Annotated in this window: 11 protein-coding genes; 4 read left to right on the forward strand and 7 right to left on the reverse strand. The window is 32.2% G+C overall.

Features of this window, described 5'->3' with window-relative positions; all coding sequences use genetic code 11:
* Nucleotides 1–222: 222 nt before the first annotated feature.
* The gene (locus Q0828_RS22960; RefSeq protein ID WP_298427274.1) at nt 223–2601 is read right to left on the reverse strand and encodes an outer membrane beta-barrel family protein; all 2379 of its coding nucleotides are present in this window, start codon (nt 2599–2601) and stop codon (nt 223–225) included.
* A 284-nt stretch (nt 2602–2885) separates the two neighbouring features.
* On the opposite strand from Q0828_RS22960, the gene Q0828_RS22965 reads away from it, so the two are divergent.
* Together Q0828_RS22965 and Q0828_RS22970 are read left to right on the forward strand one after the other, a co-directional pair.
* Nucleotides 2886–3905, forward strand: coding sequence for a histidine kinase (locus tag Q0828_RS22965; protein ID WP_298427277.1), 1020 nt, complete (start codon nt 2886–2888; stop codon nt 3903–3905).
* A gap of 3 nt (nt 3906–3908) precedes the next feature.
* The gene (locus Q0828_RS22970) at nt 3909–4616 is read left to right on the forward strand and encodes a LytTR family DNA-binding domain-containing protein (RefSeq protein WP_298427280.1); all 708 of its coding nucleotides are present in this window, start codon (nt 3909–3911) and stop codon (nt 4614–4616) included.
* A gap of 29 nt (nt 4617–4645) precedes the next feature.
* Here Q0828_RS22970 and Q0828_RS22975 read toward each other — a convergent pair whose 3' ends face one another.
* Genes Q0828_RS22975 through Q0828_RS22985 form a run of 3 tightly spaced genes read right to left on the reverse strand, consistent with a single transcriptional unit; the run spans nt 4646 to nt 6843 of the window.
* Nucleotides 4646–5128 carry a hypothetical protein gene (locus Q0828_RS22975; protein WP_298427283.1) on the reverse strand — a complete coding sequence of 161 codons (483 nt, stop codon included), beginning with the start codon at nt 5126–5128 and terminating at the stop codon, nt 4646–4648.
* Nucleotides 5129–5142: 14 nt separating this feature from the next.
* Nucleotides 5143–6285 carry a cytochrome c peroxidase gene (locus Q0828_RS22980; protein ID WP_298427286.1) on the reverse strand — a complete coding sequence of 381 codons (1143 nt, stop codon included), beginning with the start codon at nt 6283–6285 and terminating at the stop codon, nt 5143–5145.
* Nucleotides 6286–6297: 12 nt separating this feature from the next.
* Nucleotides 6298–6843 carry a YadA C-terminal domain-containing protein gene (locus Q0828_RS22985; RefSeq protein ID WP_298427289.1) on the reverse strand — a complete coding sequence of 182 codons (546 nt, stop codon included), beginning with the start codon at nt 6841–6843 and terminating at the stop codon, nt 6298–6300.
* A gap of 284 nt (nt 6844–7127) precedes the next feature.
* Between Q0828_RS22985 and Q0828_RS22990 the strand changes: the two genes are divergently transcribed.
* Nucleotides 7128–8060, forward strand: a complete 933-nt coding sequence (locus Q0828_RS22990) for a sensor histidine kinase (RefSeq protein WP_298427292.1) — start codon at nt 7128–7130, stop codon at nt 8058–8060.
* On the forward strand, nt 8050–8763 hold the full coding sequence (locus tag Q0828_RS22995) for a LytTR family DNA-binding domain-containing protein (protein ID WP_298427295.1): 714 nt from the start codon (nt 8050–8052) through the stop codon (nt 8761–8763). Before Q0828_RS22990 ends, Q0828_RS22995 begins: the two co-directional genes overlap by 11 nt.
* Before the next feature lie 5 nt (nt 8764–8768).
* Here the strand turns inward: Q0828_RS22995 and Q0828_RS23000 are convergent, their stop codons facing one another.
* The 3 genes from Q0828_RS23000 to Q0828_RS23010 all read right to left on the reverse strand — a co-directional run.
* On the reverse strand, nt 8769–13601 hold the full coding sequence (locus Q0828_RS23000) for a choice-of-anchor L domain-containing protein (protein ID WP_298427297.1): 4833 nt from the start codon (nt 13599–13601) through the stop codon (nt 8769–8771).
* Between the two features lie 205 nt (nt 13602–13806).
* Entirely contained in the window at nt 13807–15903 is a 2097-nt protein-coding gene (locus Q0828_RS23005) for a gliding motility-associated C-terminal domain-containing protein (protein ID WP_298427302.1), read from the reverse strand.
* A 353-nt stretch (nt 15904–16256) separates the two neighbouring features.
* A partial coding sequence (locus Q0828_RS23010) for a T9SS type B sorting domain-containing protein (RefSeq protein ID WP_298427312.1) occupies nt 16257–16418 on the reverse strand: 162 nt, incomplete at its 5' end.

A 16418-nucleotide genomic window follows, 5' to 3' on the forward strand; every position in this document is an offset into this window, starting at 1 on the left:
GAATAGGTGTCTAGTTGTATTAAGTCATAGTTTTTTTTCCTTTCTGATTGACAACTACACAGAATGATAAGTATTAAAATGTTTAGTAAATATATCCTCATTATTAAAACGAACCTGGAGTTAATTCGAATATACTTCTTTTTAGAGTATAAAAAAAGACAACCTCAATTGGTTGTCTTTTTCAAGTTAGTATAGTGAACTAAAAGTGGAATTATATTGTATTTAGAAATGTTTTTGACCAGAAAATTCCATAGCTTCTCCTTTGCCAAAACCAAAACTAATTCCAATCGTTACAAAACGACCGCTTTGACTATCTGATGTTCTTAGGAAGTTAACTTGATTCGTTACTGATTGACGACGACGAGAAGCAAATACATCTCTGACGCTTAGGTTTACATTTAAACGTCCTTTCATCATTTTTTTACGAACTCCAAGATTCATAAATAAGTTGTCAGCAACTTCTCCTTGGACTGTTTTAAATTTTGAACGATAGTTTCCTGTAGTCTCTAATGTAAAATCTAATGGTAACTTGAATTTTCCTGTCAGTCGCGAACTCCATTGATTTCCATTAAAATCAAAGATTAAATCTTCAAATTGACCTTTTCGAACAAAAGTGTTGTAATTGAAATCTGTTGTAAATGTTACCCAATTTGTCGCATTATATTTTGCATTAAGCTCAATACCAGTTACGTTATTAGTTCCTATATTACTTGGTTGTGAGGTTGTAACATTATTTTCAAAAGTAGAAATGTCTTCAATAACATCTTTGGTTGCTCTGTGATAAACTCCAACGTTAAGAGATCCTTGATTGAACTTAAGAATACTGGTAATTTCAAAAGAATCTGTGAATTCAGGATTTAGGTTAGGGTTTCCCGTAGAAATATTAAAGTTGTCACGGAATGAGAAAAAAGGATTCAAATCCCATAAACGTGGTCTGTAAATACGTTTGGAATATCCAGCTTGTAAAGAAAGATCATTCGTAATTTTATACGAAGTATGTATGCTAGGAAATAGGTTCGTATACTTTTGAGTATTGCGCTCATTTGTATTTATAAGTTTGGTTTCTAAATTGGTATTCTCTAAACGTAATCCTCCTTTGATTCCCCATTTTTCAGCTTCGTACGCAAACGTTGAATAGATGCCAAGTACATTTTGATTGTAATCAAAAATATTACTAAAACTCGTATTGTTTACCCAAGCATTATTGATAAAGTCTCTAACTTGATAATCATTGCTCACATCATCAATCACATATTGTGTACCTATTTCTATAGTATATTTTTCAGCAAACGGATGCGTATAATCCAATTTAAAAGTATATTCATTTTGGGCAAAACTTGTAAGCGCTTCTTGTAAAGCATCTGGAATGTTTCCGACGGTGGTTGTATTATTGAAATTAGATGTTTTGTCTTTACTAAATGAGGTTCCCAAAGCACTGAAAAGTAAACTATGCTCCTTATGATCTTTAAAGTCCTTTTTATATTGCAATTCATATTGCCACTTTGGGTTGCTAGCTGTAGTAAGTTCACGACGATTCCATGCATCAGTAGTTGTTGCCGTATTGTCAATAAATTGATATACTTGATTTGAATTTTCTTTTTCATCTTCAAAAGCATAGTGCCCAGAAAGTGTGATTACATTTAAGTCATTAATATGATAATCAGTACCTAAAATAATATTGAAGAATTTTTCGTTTTTATCACTTTCTCCAATTGTACTCAAAGTAGTTTCGGTAGCTCTGTTTAGACTCGTAGATTCACTTTCCCTTGGAAATGTACGTCTTCCATATCCTAATTGGCTAAATAGGTTAAACTTTTCCGTACGGCGGTTTAAACTTACCCCAATACTATGATTGTTTGGGATTCCTGTATTGAGTGTTACCGAACCGTTTAACCCTTTCTTTTCATTCTTTTTTAAAATTATGTTGATAATCCCTGAGGTTCCTTCGGCATCATATTTAGCAGATGGGTTTGTTATCACTTCTATACTATCAATCATATCGGCAGTAATACTTCCTAAAGCATTTCCTTCTTCACTTGCGAGTACAGATGGTTTTCCGTTGATCAGTATTTGTACACCCGAATTTCCACGCAAACTAATTTGCCCTTCAATATTTACATTTACAGAAGGAACATTGTTTAAAATTTCTAAAGCACTTGCTCCAGTACTACTAAGGTCTGAACCTACATTAAATACACGTTTGTCGAGTTTGAAAACTGTTTGCGATTTTTCAGCTCTAACAACGACTTGATCCAATTGCGATTGATCTTCGGATAGTATAATTTTTCCTAATTCAATGCGATTGTTTTTTATAGGAAAGTTTTGGATTTTTTTATTCTTGAAACCAATAAAACTTACTTCAATATAAAAATTAGAAGCAGTTGTTGTAATGCTGAATTCACCATTTTCATTTGTTGTAACTCCTGTAATGCCTTTTTGCGTATTATTATCGGCAATAATTACAGTAGCAAATTCTATGGGAACGTTGTTGCTTTCAATAACTATTCCTGTTATTGTTATTTCAGTGTTTTGTTGTGCATTTACAGAAAATTGACCAATGCTACATACGGTAATTAAAAATAAAAACAATTTAGTTTTCATAGGTGTGATGATTATATTGAATGGCAAATATCAAAAGAGTGATTCCTTATTAAAAAAGTTTCCTGTGAACAGCAATAAGATTCCTGTAAACAACATTCGTGTTTTCAACATAAAATACAGGTTGTTTGCAGTAGTATTTCTGTTGTTTACAATTACTATGTAAGAAAATGATTTGTAATCACTTATTTTTGAAGTATGAAACATCCATATCTAAAGTTTGGATATACAATGAAATGATTATATGGATGTTCCATCTGACAGATTTTAACAATAAATATGAACAGATGAAACGTTTGCTTACATACATACGAACAAGAGAATGGTTAGCGCAAGGACTTTTTTTAATTGTTTTGTTTTTTTTATATTCTTTTGATAAACATAGTCCAATAATAGAGTTGCATAAGTTTTTTTTCTTTTTGCATTATATGTCTTTGGCATTTTTTATTGGTTATGTATTACTACCGTTATTTTTCTACACTAAAAAATTTGCACAGTTTTTTAGTGCCTTACTATTTGTATTTGCTTATGCGTATGTAACGGAAGAACTTGTTTTAGAAAAGATTTTTTTTGACGACGATAGAGCTCGATATGTATCGAATGTATTTTATACCTTATTAGAAATTGTACCATTAGTAATGACGATGGTGAGCTTTAAGTTTGCTTGGGATGTTAGTAAAAAGCAGAGTGAAGTAGAAGAGTTGAAATTAGCTATGCAAGAAAGTGAATTACGTTTTTTAAAGTCACAAATTAATCCTCATTTCCTATTCAATAATTTGAATAACTTGTATTCGTATGCTTTAGAGAATTCTCCCAAAACACCTTCTATTATATTAGAGTTATCTTCTGTATTGCGATATATGCTGTATGATTGTAAAGAAGATTATGTGTCACTTACTAAAGAAATTGAGCATTTAAAACATTTTACGGGATTGAATGAGTTGCAAATAGAAAATAGAGGAATTGCTACTTTTAAAGTTAAAAATATTAGTGAAAACTATGTGATAGCTCCTTTGATATTAATTGTGTTTCTTGAGAATGCCTTTAAACATAGTGCGGCAAGTCAGACTAATAATATTGTCATAGACATTTCCTTAAATGTTTCTTTAGACGGAAAGCTAAGTTTTAGCTGCAGCAATAGTTTTTTACCTGTAGCCAATACACAAAGTTTATCTAAAGGTATTGGTTTGGAAAATGTAAAAAAACGTTTAGAGATTTTATATCCTGATAAACATCAATTAGCTATTAAAGAGTTTGAAAATACATATAATGTGTATCTTACTTTACAGTTGCAAGAACGAAAATAATATATGTTACGAAGTTGTATAATAATTGAAGACCAAGCTCCTGCACAACGTATTTTACAAAAATACATCAAAGATATAGGGACATTAGATTTAAAAGGAACATTTTCAGATGCGGTTGACGCCATCGTATTTTTACAACAAAATACGATAGATTTGATTTTCTTAGATATTCATTTGCCTAAAATATCAGGAATGGATTTTTTAAAAACTTTGCAGCATGCTCCTCAAGTAATTTTAACCACAGCTTTTTCAGAGTATGCTTTGGAAAGTTATGAATATAATGTAGTTGATTATTTACTAAAGCCATATTCTTTTCAACGTTTTATTCAAGCGGTTTCAAAAAGTGTTTCTCTAATGAAGCCTAGTACTGAAGTTGTACAAGAAAAAATGCTTGTTGACGAAGACCATTTTTTTATAAAGACTGGACATGATTTGGTGAAAGTAAATACAAGAGAAATTTTATATTTTACCTCAGATGAGGATTATGTGAAGATTGTGACTCGGCATAAATCATATTTGAGTTCTGATTCTTTGAAAACATGGTTGTCTAAGCTAACCTCTGTATTTTGTCAAGTACATAAATCATATATCATTAACACAAAACATATTGAGAGAATTTCTGGAAATCAGATTTATCTAACTAATGGTACTTGTGTTCCTATTGGACGCGCTTACAAAGAATATTTTGTGGCGACTTATCTAAATGATTGATAAATTTTTATCAAAGTTTTTAAAACCTTTCAATTACCAATAGGCGATTGTCTATGTGTTGGAATACGTACTGTAAACGTTGGAACACGTTCAGCAATATGACAATTTGTACAGTTGGTGCGCATCATTTCAATATTAGTATTAAATCGCTGCTTGTCTTCAGCTTGAATTGCTTTATTGACTTCTGGAATTACATATTCTAGAAAGTGAGTTGCTGATTGTGCTCGTTTGGGTCTGCGTTGTAGACCTAATTTTATAGTCTTTTCTATCTTCTCTAGTTGATAGTTCGCGTATTCCCAATTTTCGTCTTGTCCTCCCCAATACAATTCTTGATAGCGATAACCAACTTCAACCATGGTTTTGTCAAAACCTCTAAATTGATTTTCAATAGTTTTTAGTTGTTCTGTCTGAGTTCCTTTGATCCATTTTCCTTCTATTGGAATATATTCTGTTTTGGTAGTACATGATGTAATAAAAACAGTGCTAAGGATAAGTTTACATATTGTTTTCATGGTAAATTAATAAGTTATTCAATGTTTCCGCCGACAGGTAATCCACTTGGGACACTTTCAGGAATTGTTTTATCAAACTCTGAATCGCTTAGCGCTTTTAAAAAAGCCACAATTGCTGCTACAGTATCTGGGTTATTATCAAAATCTATTTGTTGGGCATCAGCGTCATTTCGTTCAAAATTATCATAGAAGTTTACGACATCAGTAAGTGTTTTAAATACTCCATTATGCATGTATGGACCAGTTTTAGGTAGATTTCTTAGACTTGCGGTCCTAAATTTTCCATTTACACCTTCATCAATCTGTTCAAGTTTAGAATTGTTTGGCACACCTAAATCGTGTAATTCATAATCAGAAAACATTGGTCCATTGTGACACGCCACGCAATTGGCACTTACAAAAGCATTCATTCCTCTTAGTTCTTGTGCATTTAGAGCTGTTTCGTCACCTTCAACATATTGATCAAAACGGCTGTTGTTAGCGATAAGCGTACGTTCAAAAGCGGCAATGGCTTTTCCAATTTTATCACCATCAATCACAGTTCCTTCACCAAAAACATTATTGAACATCGTAACATATTCTGGAATTGCATTTAAACGAGAAGAAACAACAGCAATTGCTACATCAGCAGTATATACATTTCCTCTCATTTCTTCCATAGATTTTATAGGTTCTAAGGACTGCTCTTCGAGTGATTTAGATCTATTGTCCCAAAACATTACTGTATTTGCAGGGTCATATAAGTAACCTTCGTCAATTCCGTTGAATGCCGTATTTAAGATTGTTGGTGCATTTCGTTTGACTAATATATCACCAGATCTATTAAAAGAAAGTCCGTGACCACCAACACCAATACTTAAATCTAATCTTTCAGCATAATCATTATTAGGGTGATGACACGTTACACAGGCCACATCATTATTTCCTGATAAAACAGGATCCCAAAATAGCATTCTTCCAAGTGCTACTTTTTCAGGAGTTCTTGGGTTGTCTGCTGGGTCAATAACTGTTTCTGGTAAAGCTCCAATACGATTGTCAATAGAAACATAAATTGGGTCAGGAGAACAAGCAACAAATAATAGTAATGCTTGAAAAATTACTATAAAAAGAGAAAAACTCTTAAGTGATATTAAATTGATGTTATATGTAGTACGCATAATTTTTAATTTTTAAAATGAATATGAAATTCCTATTCCAACACTAGTGCCTTTGGTACTAAACTGTGTACCTTGTAGTATAAAAGTCATGCGTTTAGAAAAACGATATCCTATTCCTAAATTAGCTTTAAAACCAAATTCAGGTACAGAGCTGTTGACTGTTGTATTGATAAACTGAGTAGAAAATTTTTCTTGCCAATACAGACCACCAATACTTCCGCGAATAAAAAGAGGTTTGTTCCATAATTCTGTTAGTTTGTATTGTGTTCCAATTCCTAAATCGAGAGCAAAAAGATTAGCTCCTTTTGTATCTATATCTGTTGTGAAACCTGTGTTAAAGTAATGTTCAAATGCTGAGGTTTTTGAGAAGTAATATTGAAATTCAGTACCAAGAGTAGTATTGTAAATTGAATTTAATTCACCAATTAAGAAGTAGTTCCCATGTAAGATTCCTTCAAATTTTCGATCTTGATTTTGCGAATAACAAAATTGAATTGTTATTAAAAAGAAGAAGAAAAGTAAGATTGATGATTTTTCATTTAAATGTTTTCTAGCCATTGAAATAATTTTACAGCTAAAAAAGATATTGCCTTATTCAGTTTGAAATAAATTCAACGAATGATGCATTTTTTTCAGTAAGTTACTTATATGTGTTTATGTAGCATTTTAATAACCATTCACTGAAGAAATTGGCAATTTGACTGAAATAAAGATTCCTTTAGTTGAAATTATATAGGGAAATCCTGTAATAAACTTATTTTTGATGTATTATGAAGATGTATCAGAAACATATTATCATTTGGGTTTTATATAGTCTATCTCTTTACTTTTTCTTTGAATATTTGACTGATACTACAACAGCAGTTATTCATGTAGCAAGTTTTGTTGGAAATCAATTGATTGCTTTTTATATAAACCTTCACGTGTTGTTGCCAAAATTATATCAAAAACATCGCTATGCATTATATGTAGTTTGTAATGTGTTTCTGGTTTTTGGCGGATCATTAATAAATACATATTCAGAGAGTTTTACACCAGAAGCGATACAAAAAGGAAAACATGTAATCAAATTGTTTGATTTGGAGCCTTTGTTTGCACATGCTATGCCTAGTGTATTATCTATTTTTGCAGCTTTTATGTTGTATGCTTACTATAAACGAAAACAACAAGAAGAAAAAGAACTAGAAATAGTAAAAGCCGAGAAAAGTTTTTTAGTACAGCAAATCAATCCGCATTTTTTGTTTAATACACTTAACAATATTTATTCACTAACAATTGATAATGATCCAAGAGGATCTGATGCTATTTTGCAATTATCAAAAATGTTAGATTATTCACTTTATGGGAACAAATACGAGTTTGTACCTTTGAAAGAAGAGATAACTTATATCCTTAATTTTATAAACTTATTCAAAATTAAAGATGATGAAATTAATAATATAAGCTTTACTTATAAAGATGTTGATCCAGAAATAAAGATTGCTCCAATGTTATTGCTTCCTTTTGTAGAAAATGCTTTCAAACATGGAAATATAGAAGATGTCAATAATGGATTTATTGAAATTATAATTTCTACAGAAGAAAAAAATAGTGTTCATTTTAGTTGTATAAATACATATTCAACTACAAAGAAAAGTGATAATGTTGGTGGAATTGGAATTACAAATGTTACAAGAAGATTAGAACTATTATACCCAGATAAACATGATTTGTTAATTATCCCATCTGAAAATCAATACAAAGTAATTTTAAAAGTAGATGCGCATGAAGTATAATTGTATTATTATAGATGATGAACAACAAGGAAGAAGATTGTTAGAAAATTATTGTAATAAAATTGATGATTTAGTTGTTGTTGGTAGTTATAAGTCTGCTATACATGCATTTGAAGGAATGAGGACGAATGACATTGATATTATTTTTCTAGACATTCAAATGCCTGAACTTTCAGGAATTGACTTTTTAAAATCGCTTAAACGAAACAAAGCAAAAGTTATACTAACAACTGCTTACAGAGAGTACGCTTTAGAAGGATTTGAACTTGATGCTATTGATTACTTATTGAAGCCAATTGGTTTTTCACGTTTTTTACGAGCAATAGAAAAAGTAAAAGAAATACATGAAAAGTCAACGTCAAATGTTGTAGAAAATATCCGTGAATCTGGTAAAGAAACAATACAAATAAAGTCTAATAAAAAGCAATATAAAGTTTCACTTATAGATATTCTATACATACAATCTGAAAGTGAATATATTAGTTATATTACTAAAACTTATGGAAAGTTGATGGTATATGGAACTCTTAAAAATGTTATTGATACGCTTCCTAATACTTCTTTTATTAGAATTCATCGTTCATATATAGTGAACCTATCACACATAAAATATGTGGAAGGCAACCGTGTATGTATTGAAGATAATTTTTTACCAATCAGTGAAACGTATCGAAAAACATTTTTTAATATTTGGGATCAATAATATTACTATCGCTTTAGTGTAAAATGTCCTTTCACTTGAAATGCTTGGTCTCCATCTTTAATTTCTGCTAAGAACCAATAATCACTTGATGGCATTTTTCTTCCTCTATATAAACCATCCCAACCGCGATCATTTGGACCTAAAGCTGTTAATAGTTTTCCGTAACGATCAAATATGTATACAACAGAATTTGGCAAGGTTTCGATTCCGATAATATGCCAAGTATCGTTAAATGTATCATTGTTAGGTGTAAAGAATCCGATATAGTCAATAACGACAACTTCTTCAGTTACTTCTCCACAACCATTAATGTCAGAAACCGTTACTGTATGATAACCAGGTCCTACAAATTCAAATAAGTTTGAAACTTGTGGTGTGTCACCATCTAAAGAATATAAATAATCGCCATTTCCAGTAACATTTACAGTAATTGTATTGTTGTCAGAGAAATTTACAACATCAACATCTATAATTGTAGCCAATTCTGATTCACTTACAGTAAAACTAGCTGTCTCCGTACAACCAAACGGACTTGTTACAGTTACGTCATAAGTTCCCACAGAAGTAATGTCAATAGAAGGTGTTGTTGCACCTGTAGACCATAAGTATGAATTTCCTATAGTTGATCCTGCAGTTACAGTTAACGGAAGATCATTTAAACATAAAGTAATATCTTCAGGAAGATTCACAATAGGTAATGGATGTAAAATTGTCATAAATGAAGTTGTTGCGTAACAACCAGTGTTTGTATTTTCAACTCTAACATGAATAATTTGATCATCAAAAGCACTGTATAAATTTGGCAATGGACTTACATCATTTTGAGCATCTTCAATACTAATATGATAACTCACAGCAAACAATCCAGGGTTTTGCGCACCTAATATGGTAGCGGTTTGTTGAGACAAGTTAAAGACTTGTGTAAAATTTCCATTATCATCAATACACGCTTCCATATTGCTCACAGGGTTTGCTATTGGATTCGGGTTGATTGCAATAGCAATATCTGTAACAAAATAGCAACCAGTATCATCATTTTGAGCTCTTATGAAAATAGTTTCTGGATTAGATGTATACATATAAATCTCTGGAAGTGGATTTGTTTCGCTATCCGCTTCTGTCGCAGTATTATAATATGAAAGAGATACGCCAGTTGCGTCATCAATAATGATTTCATCTATTTGTGATAAATCTACAGTGTCAGGGCTTTCTGCTGCACAGAATGTAGCTTCAGATATATCATTCAATAATGGAGGTAAATTAATATTTAATGTAAATGGAACAATTACATAACATTGCGATATTGTATTGATCAATCGAACAAAAATGGGTTGCGGATTGATTGAGTTTGTATAGTTTGTTGGTGTTGCGATAGGATTTGCTCCAGTTTCGGCATCATCTTCTAATTCGTGATAAGTAATTACAACATTGTCTTGTCGAATATTTAAAATGTCAAATTCGGCAAGAGTTAAGTCAAATTGAACTTGTCCATCATAATCTACGTCACAAACAGTTACATCAGTAGCAGCGTTTGTTTCTGGAACCTGAATTACATTTACTTCAAAATTGACAACAGTATGACAATCTGAATCGTTGGTAATTCTAGCATAAATTGCTTGTGGATTCGTAGTATTTGTGAGTGTATTGCCGATAGGGTTCATATTCATATTTGCATCATCTTCAGTTAAGAAGAAAACCACGTTCAGGTTTTGCGGAACTCCTTGCATGATTTCTTGTACAGTAGCATCAAAATTAAATGTGTCAACTCCGTCATTCGTAGCATCATCACACACAAATATATCATCTGGTTGATTGAAAAGTGGAGCAGGACTTACTTGAATCACAAATGATGAGGTTGCAAAACAATCCGGATCTGTATCATTTTCAATACGTACATGTATGGTTTGCGGATTCGTTTGATTCGCATACGGCATTGTTTTATCAATTTCGTTGGTTTTATCCAACGCATCTTGTTCACTAGGATAGTAGAGGACATTCATGGCAGTTTGACCATTTAATATTTCATCATCTCTAGTCTCCATGATAAAGTTTTCTGTTTGATTTGTATCTGTTTCACACAATTGATAAATATTCGTTGCTACAACTTCAGGAATTGTATTTACAATAACCGGAAGGGTAACGATGGTGAAACAACTTGTAGTTGCATTTTCTACACGCACAAAAACATCTGTAGTACTAGTTGTAAATGCAGTAGGAACAGGAACAGGATCAATAGCTCCATCTTCGGCTCCAGCAAGTGTTTGAAAGAAATTGATTTCAATATTTGAAGTATCTGTAATAATATCTGGAATGCTTTCCGTAACATCAACAGTAGCAATTCCGTCTGTATCATCATCACAAATTAAAATTGCAGGAGGTTGTGTTACTGTTGGTGCAGGTAATATTTCTAACATGAAAGAAGAAACATCATTACAACCTGTTCCTGGATTTGTGATACGAACAAAAATCTCTTGTGGATTTGTTTGATTGGCAAGCGGTGCTATAATTGCATTGCTAAATGTAATTGCATCTGGTAGATTAGCAAAATAAGCAACTTCAAAAGATGTATTTGTACCTCGTATAGTAGCATCAAATATATTTAAATTAACAAGTGTAAAGCCATCATCATTTGTATCACAGGCAGTTAATGTGCCAATTGAGCCAAGTGTTACAGAAGGATTCACTATTAAATTAAACGATGAGATTTCTTCGCAACCATCATCATCACTTAGTGTAATAAATAATTCTTGAGGATTGGATGTGTTGGTGAATAAAACTGACGTGTCGATAGGGTTTACAGCATTGTCTCTATCATCTTGTGTAGTATAAAATGCAATGGTAATATTCTCTAATTCATTTTGAATATCTTCCGAAACAGCTGCTAAATCAAATTGAAATATGCCATCGTTAGTATCATCATCACATCTAGATACATTTCTAATGTTTGTAGCTGTTAAAAGTGCATTGGTATGAACTTCAATAGGTGAAATTGCAAAACAACCTGTTGCATCGTCTACAACACGTACATAAAGTATTTGTTGGTCTATTTCTGTATTGTTAAATGAAGAAGGATCTGGAATTGGATTTGAGTTACTTTGAGCATCATCAATAGACGTATGAACGCTTATTGTAACTCCTGTAAGTCCTAGGGTAATTTCATTAATGAGTTCTGTAAGGTCAAAATTGGCAAAACCATCATGTTCAGGATCACAAGCATCAAGTATATTACGATCTCCATCATTTAAATCGGGAGCAACACTTACATTTATATCCAGCGATGTTGTGTTATAGCATCCTGTTTCTGTATTTACCACTCTAACAAAAACAGTTTCGTTTGGCGTAAGGTTTACGTAACTTGTAACAATAGGGTTGACATTGCTATCCGCATCTGATTGTGAAAAGTGATAACTTACACCATATAAAGGATTCATTCCAGTTATTTCATCATTTCTTACTGTTAAATCTGTGGAAACGATTCCGTCTGCATCCGTATCACAAATATTGAATGGAGTAGGAGCTGTAATAGCTGGTAATGTGTTTACTATTAAATTAAAACTTGTATATGCCAAACAACCATTATCAATATCTCGTACACGTACAAATATTTCTTGTGGAGAAGATGTGTTTTGAATGATAGATGGATATGGATTTGTATTGTTTTCAGCTTCAAATTGTGAAGGATGATAACTTATTTGATAATTTGCAGGAGGAACAGTAGCCAGTATTTCAGGATCTTTGGTTGTTAACATAAATGTCTCTTCTCCATCTTGTGAAGCATCATCACAAATTTCATAATCAGTAATTGGCCCTGCAGTTTGCGCATCATTTAGTGCAATTTCAACACTATCTTCAATCACACAGTTTTCTGTCCCAATCGGAATTGTAATTTCTACATTGTATGTTCCACTTTCGTTGGCAGTAAATGTTGTTGTATTACTATTTGGAATTGCTACATCGTCTCTAAACCATTCATAAGTTGCTAGTGGGTTTCCGATATCAGCATTTAATTGATATGAATCGGCACAGGTTGTAATATCTGGGCCAAGATCAACAGTTGCATTGAAACTATTTCCTTGAATAAAGATTGCTGAATCTGCATTTTGATCTGTTCCGTCAGCAATAATTAATTTAATATGATATTGTTGATTTGGTACTAAATCTGCTATTGCTGTCAATACAGTTGTACGTCCGTTATAGTTGGTATCTCCAAGATTATATCCTTCAAAGTATTCAGGATTTTCAGCAGGACAAAAACCTACAATTTCATCATGAATTACACTTGTACTTACTGGAATATTTGTGCCAGGAACAACGGCAATATTTGTATATGGTGCGGTGCTTCCTGTAGGTCTTATTAAAAAAGCAAAACTATCAGAGAAACGACAAGGAAAATCTTCAGCGTATTCTTCAGAAGCTAATAAATAGTTAAAGCTAATTTGATTAGTTACGGCAATAAAATCAAATTCGATAGAAGTAGCGTTTACAGTACCATTTACACCCAAAGCAGTTTCAATATCAGGATCAGTTCCCCAAGCTGTTGTTCCACTGTTTAGAGGGGAAGTATTGATAGGAGTTCCTGCATCTGAAGCTCTACCAGAAGTTAAGACCAATCCATTCGCAAATGGAAAACCTGAACCAGCTTGATCAAAATAGGCATAACTCTGAAAGTTATTAACACTTCCATTAATTGAAGATGTAACATTAGAAATTTCTACACAACCTTGCGCAAGTTGTTCCACAAGCTGTTGTAACGAAACAGATTCGTCCGTTGTTACTTGTTGAGCAGAAATGGTATGGCAGGCAAAAAGTGTAAAAAGTATAAAAAAAACTTTTTTCATAGGAATGGGGTTAAGTCGTGTTTCCGAACGAATATAGTAGAGCTGGGCAAACTTTAACTATATAGGATATTAAATAAAAATCTAGGCAAAGATATACATTATTTCATGCCTGCGAAATTATTTTTAATGGCAACAACTTGATTTTTAATAGGCTGTTAATCAATACTAAAATACAGAATAACTATGATATTAACGTATATTTTTATTAATTATTCTGAAGATATACCCAGCCAGTGTATGTTTGTGCTAACAAAATAGTGCTTCCTGTAGTATTTGTATCGTTTAAATAGAGTACGTAAAAGTAGGTTCCTGTAGGAAGTCTTTTATTTTTTGGATTTCCTCTATTAGCAACACCATTCCATCGACCTATGTTTTTATCTCCAATGAATATAAGTGTTCCGAGTCTGTTGTAGATATGAATTTTATGGTTTGGATGCGCTTCTAGATTTAAAATATTGAATACATCATTTTTACCATCGCCATTTGGAGATAAACCATTAGGAATATAAATTTCGCAGTCATTTACACTAACATCAAATGTAGTGAAACTGATACATCCATTTGTGTTTTCAACAGTTACATAAATTGTTTGAGGATTCGTATTGTTTTCAAAAGCGGCAGGATTTGTGATTTCATCTTGGAACGAACCATCGGAAGCGAGTGTTTCAAAATAGGAAAACGTAACATCTATATCGTTATTAATGGTTGTTTCGTTCGTGGTAAGATCGAATGTTGCAATTTCGGTAGCATCTATCGTACAAGCAATTAAATTTTCTACATCATTTAGTATAGGGCTTTCTAATAATAGAAGATCAAACTCAGTAATTGTTCTACACAAACTGCTACTATTTGTAACTTCCAAATAAATAGTTGCTGGGTATGAACTAGGTTCATGTGACATAGGGTTTATAATCGGACTAACCATACCGGAAGCATTGTCAAATGTTGTATAGTATTGAAATGTTAGTAAAGGATTGCTAAATTGATTTTCTTGCATTGTTAAATCAAATGCAAGATTCGGAGTGTTATTACATAACTCTAAATTTATCAATGGCGGAATTTCTGGAGAAGTAGGAAGTATTATATTTTCTAAAGCAACATTATTATCTTCATTAGTCTCATCAATGATTCCTGTACTAGTTCCATCATCATCCACTACAATAGTAAAATTGAATGGATTTGAAATACTATCTGGAATTGTAAGTGTAATTGTTTGCTGTACATTTCCATTAATGGGAAGTGTGATGCTTGTAACGGCTGTTGCAATTAGTATTCCGTCTGCATAAAAAGCGATAGGTGTATTTTGCGGTAAAATAGCTGTACTATTTGTATTGTAAATTGTGTAATCAATTGTTAACTCTCTAGAGTCACAGGTTGTTTCTACTTCGTCAATTGTAACAGTTGCATCAGGAAGTTGACTGTTTAAAACGGTAATGATATTATTAATCATTACAAAATCTTGTCCAGATGTTAATGAAATTGTGGCTTCAGTATCTCCAACGGCAATATAGTTTTGAATACTATAAAAATCAATATCCATATTATATAAATTAGAAGCTCCTGTAAAACTATTAGTGCCATTAAAAGCATTGTCAGCAGGGTTTAATGGGAAGTTTTCAATAATAGATCCGTTAATTCGTAGCGACTCGTTTACACTCAATGAGCGATCGCCTTCCCAAGCAATAAAACCTATTTTAGCGCCCATATTATCAAAAACGTTAAGGTTTTCCAGCGTGATTTCTAATTCATCAGGGACACTTTCCAAACCATCGTATACATTCAACTGATTCAGAGGAAGTGAAGGACTTTCATAAATTACCGTAATTGCCCAACCACCGAAATTTGTTCCTGTTGGACAATATGGATTTATAACCGAAGTTAAATCAAATTCGCTTACCGTGTACAAGCCATTCCCTTGTGTGGTTACAATATCAGTAACATCAGCGAAAGCTGCGAAAAAAGTTCTATTTCCTGTCAGTGCGTCATTAAAAGTTCTAGCAGCTGTAATAGGTATTCCATTTAATTCAATATCAAAATCACCATCATCAGATCCTGCCCAGTATAAATAAGCTGCAACAATCGTTTGATCTGTATTTAAAAATAAGCTTGCGCTAGAAGTTGTATTGATGACACATGGACCACTAGAGCCGTTTTCGGCGGTATTCATTGTATTTCCTAAGGCTGTATAGTCAAAACGACCATTAAATTGTTGAAACAATGTAATGTCTTGAGCAGTTGCTTTATATGTGTTGATAAAACAACCTAAAAATAGGGAGATACAGATGTATGTTAGCTTGTTCACATATAAATGATTAATGTTTGAAAGTAACAAAATCTTATCGCATAAAAAAACCGAAGCATAAAATCTTTTGTTATCCCATTCTTGTTTGAATTTAATCGTTATAAAAGAATGAAGTTTTAGAATTCTATATACATAACAATTTAAAGACCTAAAGTCCTACTTTTAAAAAATAATCTATTTAAAACATTACTATTCTATAATATCGCATAAAAAAACCGAAAACAATTAAGTCTTCGGTTTTTTATATTTTTATGTCAGCAATCTTATGATAAGCTTTAGTGACTTGTTTCAGAAATTCACATAAAATATCGAGGCAAGCCTTGGAATATTTTAAATCTCGATTATCGAGTAAATTATCTCTTTAGCGTAAAATGATTAATGAACTCTTTAGGTGTTCCATCAAATGGATCTATATATTCTACTCTAAACCAATAATCTGCCGATGGCATTACATTCCCATTGAAAGTTCCATCCCATCCTGGTCCTGCTGGACTGATCTGTTTTAGAAGTTTTCC

This window comes from uncultured Kordia sp., assembly GCF_947496985.1.
Lineage (GTDB): Bacteria > Bacteroidota > Bacteroidia > Flavobacteriales > Flavobacteriaceae > Kordia.

Bases quoted from the DNA above. Each gene is read 5' to 3' on its own strand.
- Q0828_RS22965 (WP_298427277.1), top strand. From the start codon at position 2,886: ATGAAACGTTTGCTTACATACATACGAACAAGAGAATGGTTAGCGCAA.
- Q0828_RS22985 (WP_298427289.1), bottom strand. From the start codon at position 6,843: ATGGCTAGAAAACATTTAAATGAAAAATCATCAATCTTACTTTTCTTC.
- Q0828_RS22960 (WP_298427274.1), bottom strand. From the start codon at position 2,601: ATGAAAACTAAATTGTTTTTATTTTTAATTACCGTATGTAGCATTGGT.
- Q0828_RS22995 (WP_298427295.1), top strand. From the start codon at position 8,050: ATGAAGTATAATTGTATTATTATAGATGATGAACAACAAGGAAGAAGA.
- Q0828_RS22975 (WP_298427283.1), bottom strand. From the start codon at position 5,128: ATGAAAACAATATGTAAACTTATCCTTAGCACTGTTTTTATTACATCA.
- Q0828_RS23000 (WP_298427297.1), bottom strand. From the start codon at position 13,601: ATGAAAAAAGTTTTTTTTATACTTTTTACACTTTTTGCCTGCCATACC.
- Q0828_RS22970 (WP_298427280.1), top strand. From the start codon at position 3,909: ATGTTACGAAGTTGTATAATAATTGAAGACCAAGCTCCTGCACAACGT.
- Q0828_RS22980 (WP_298427286.1), bottom strand. From the start codon at position 6,285: ATGCGTACTACATATAACATCAATTTAATATCACTTAAGAGTTTTTCT.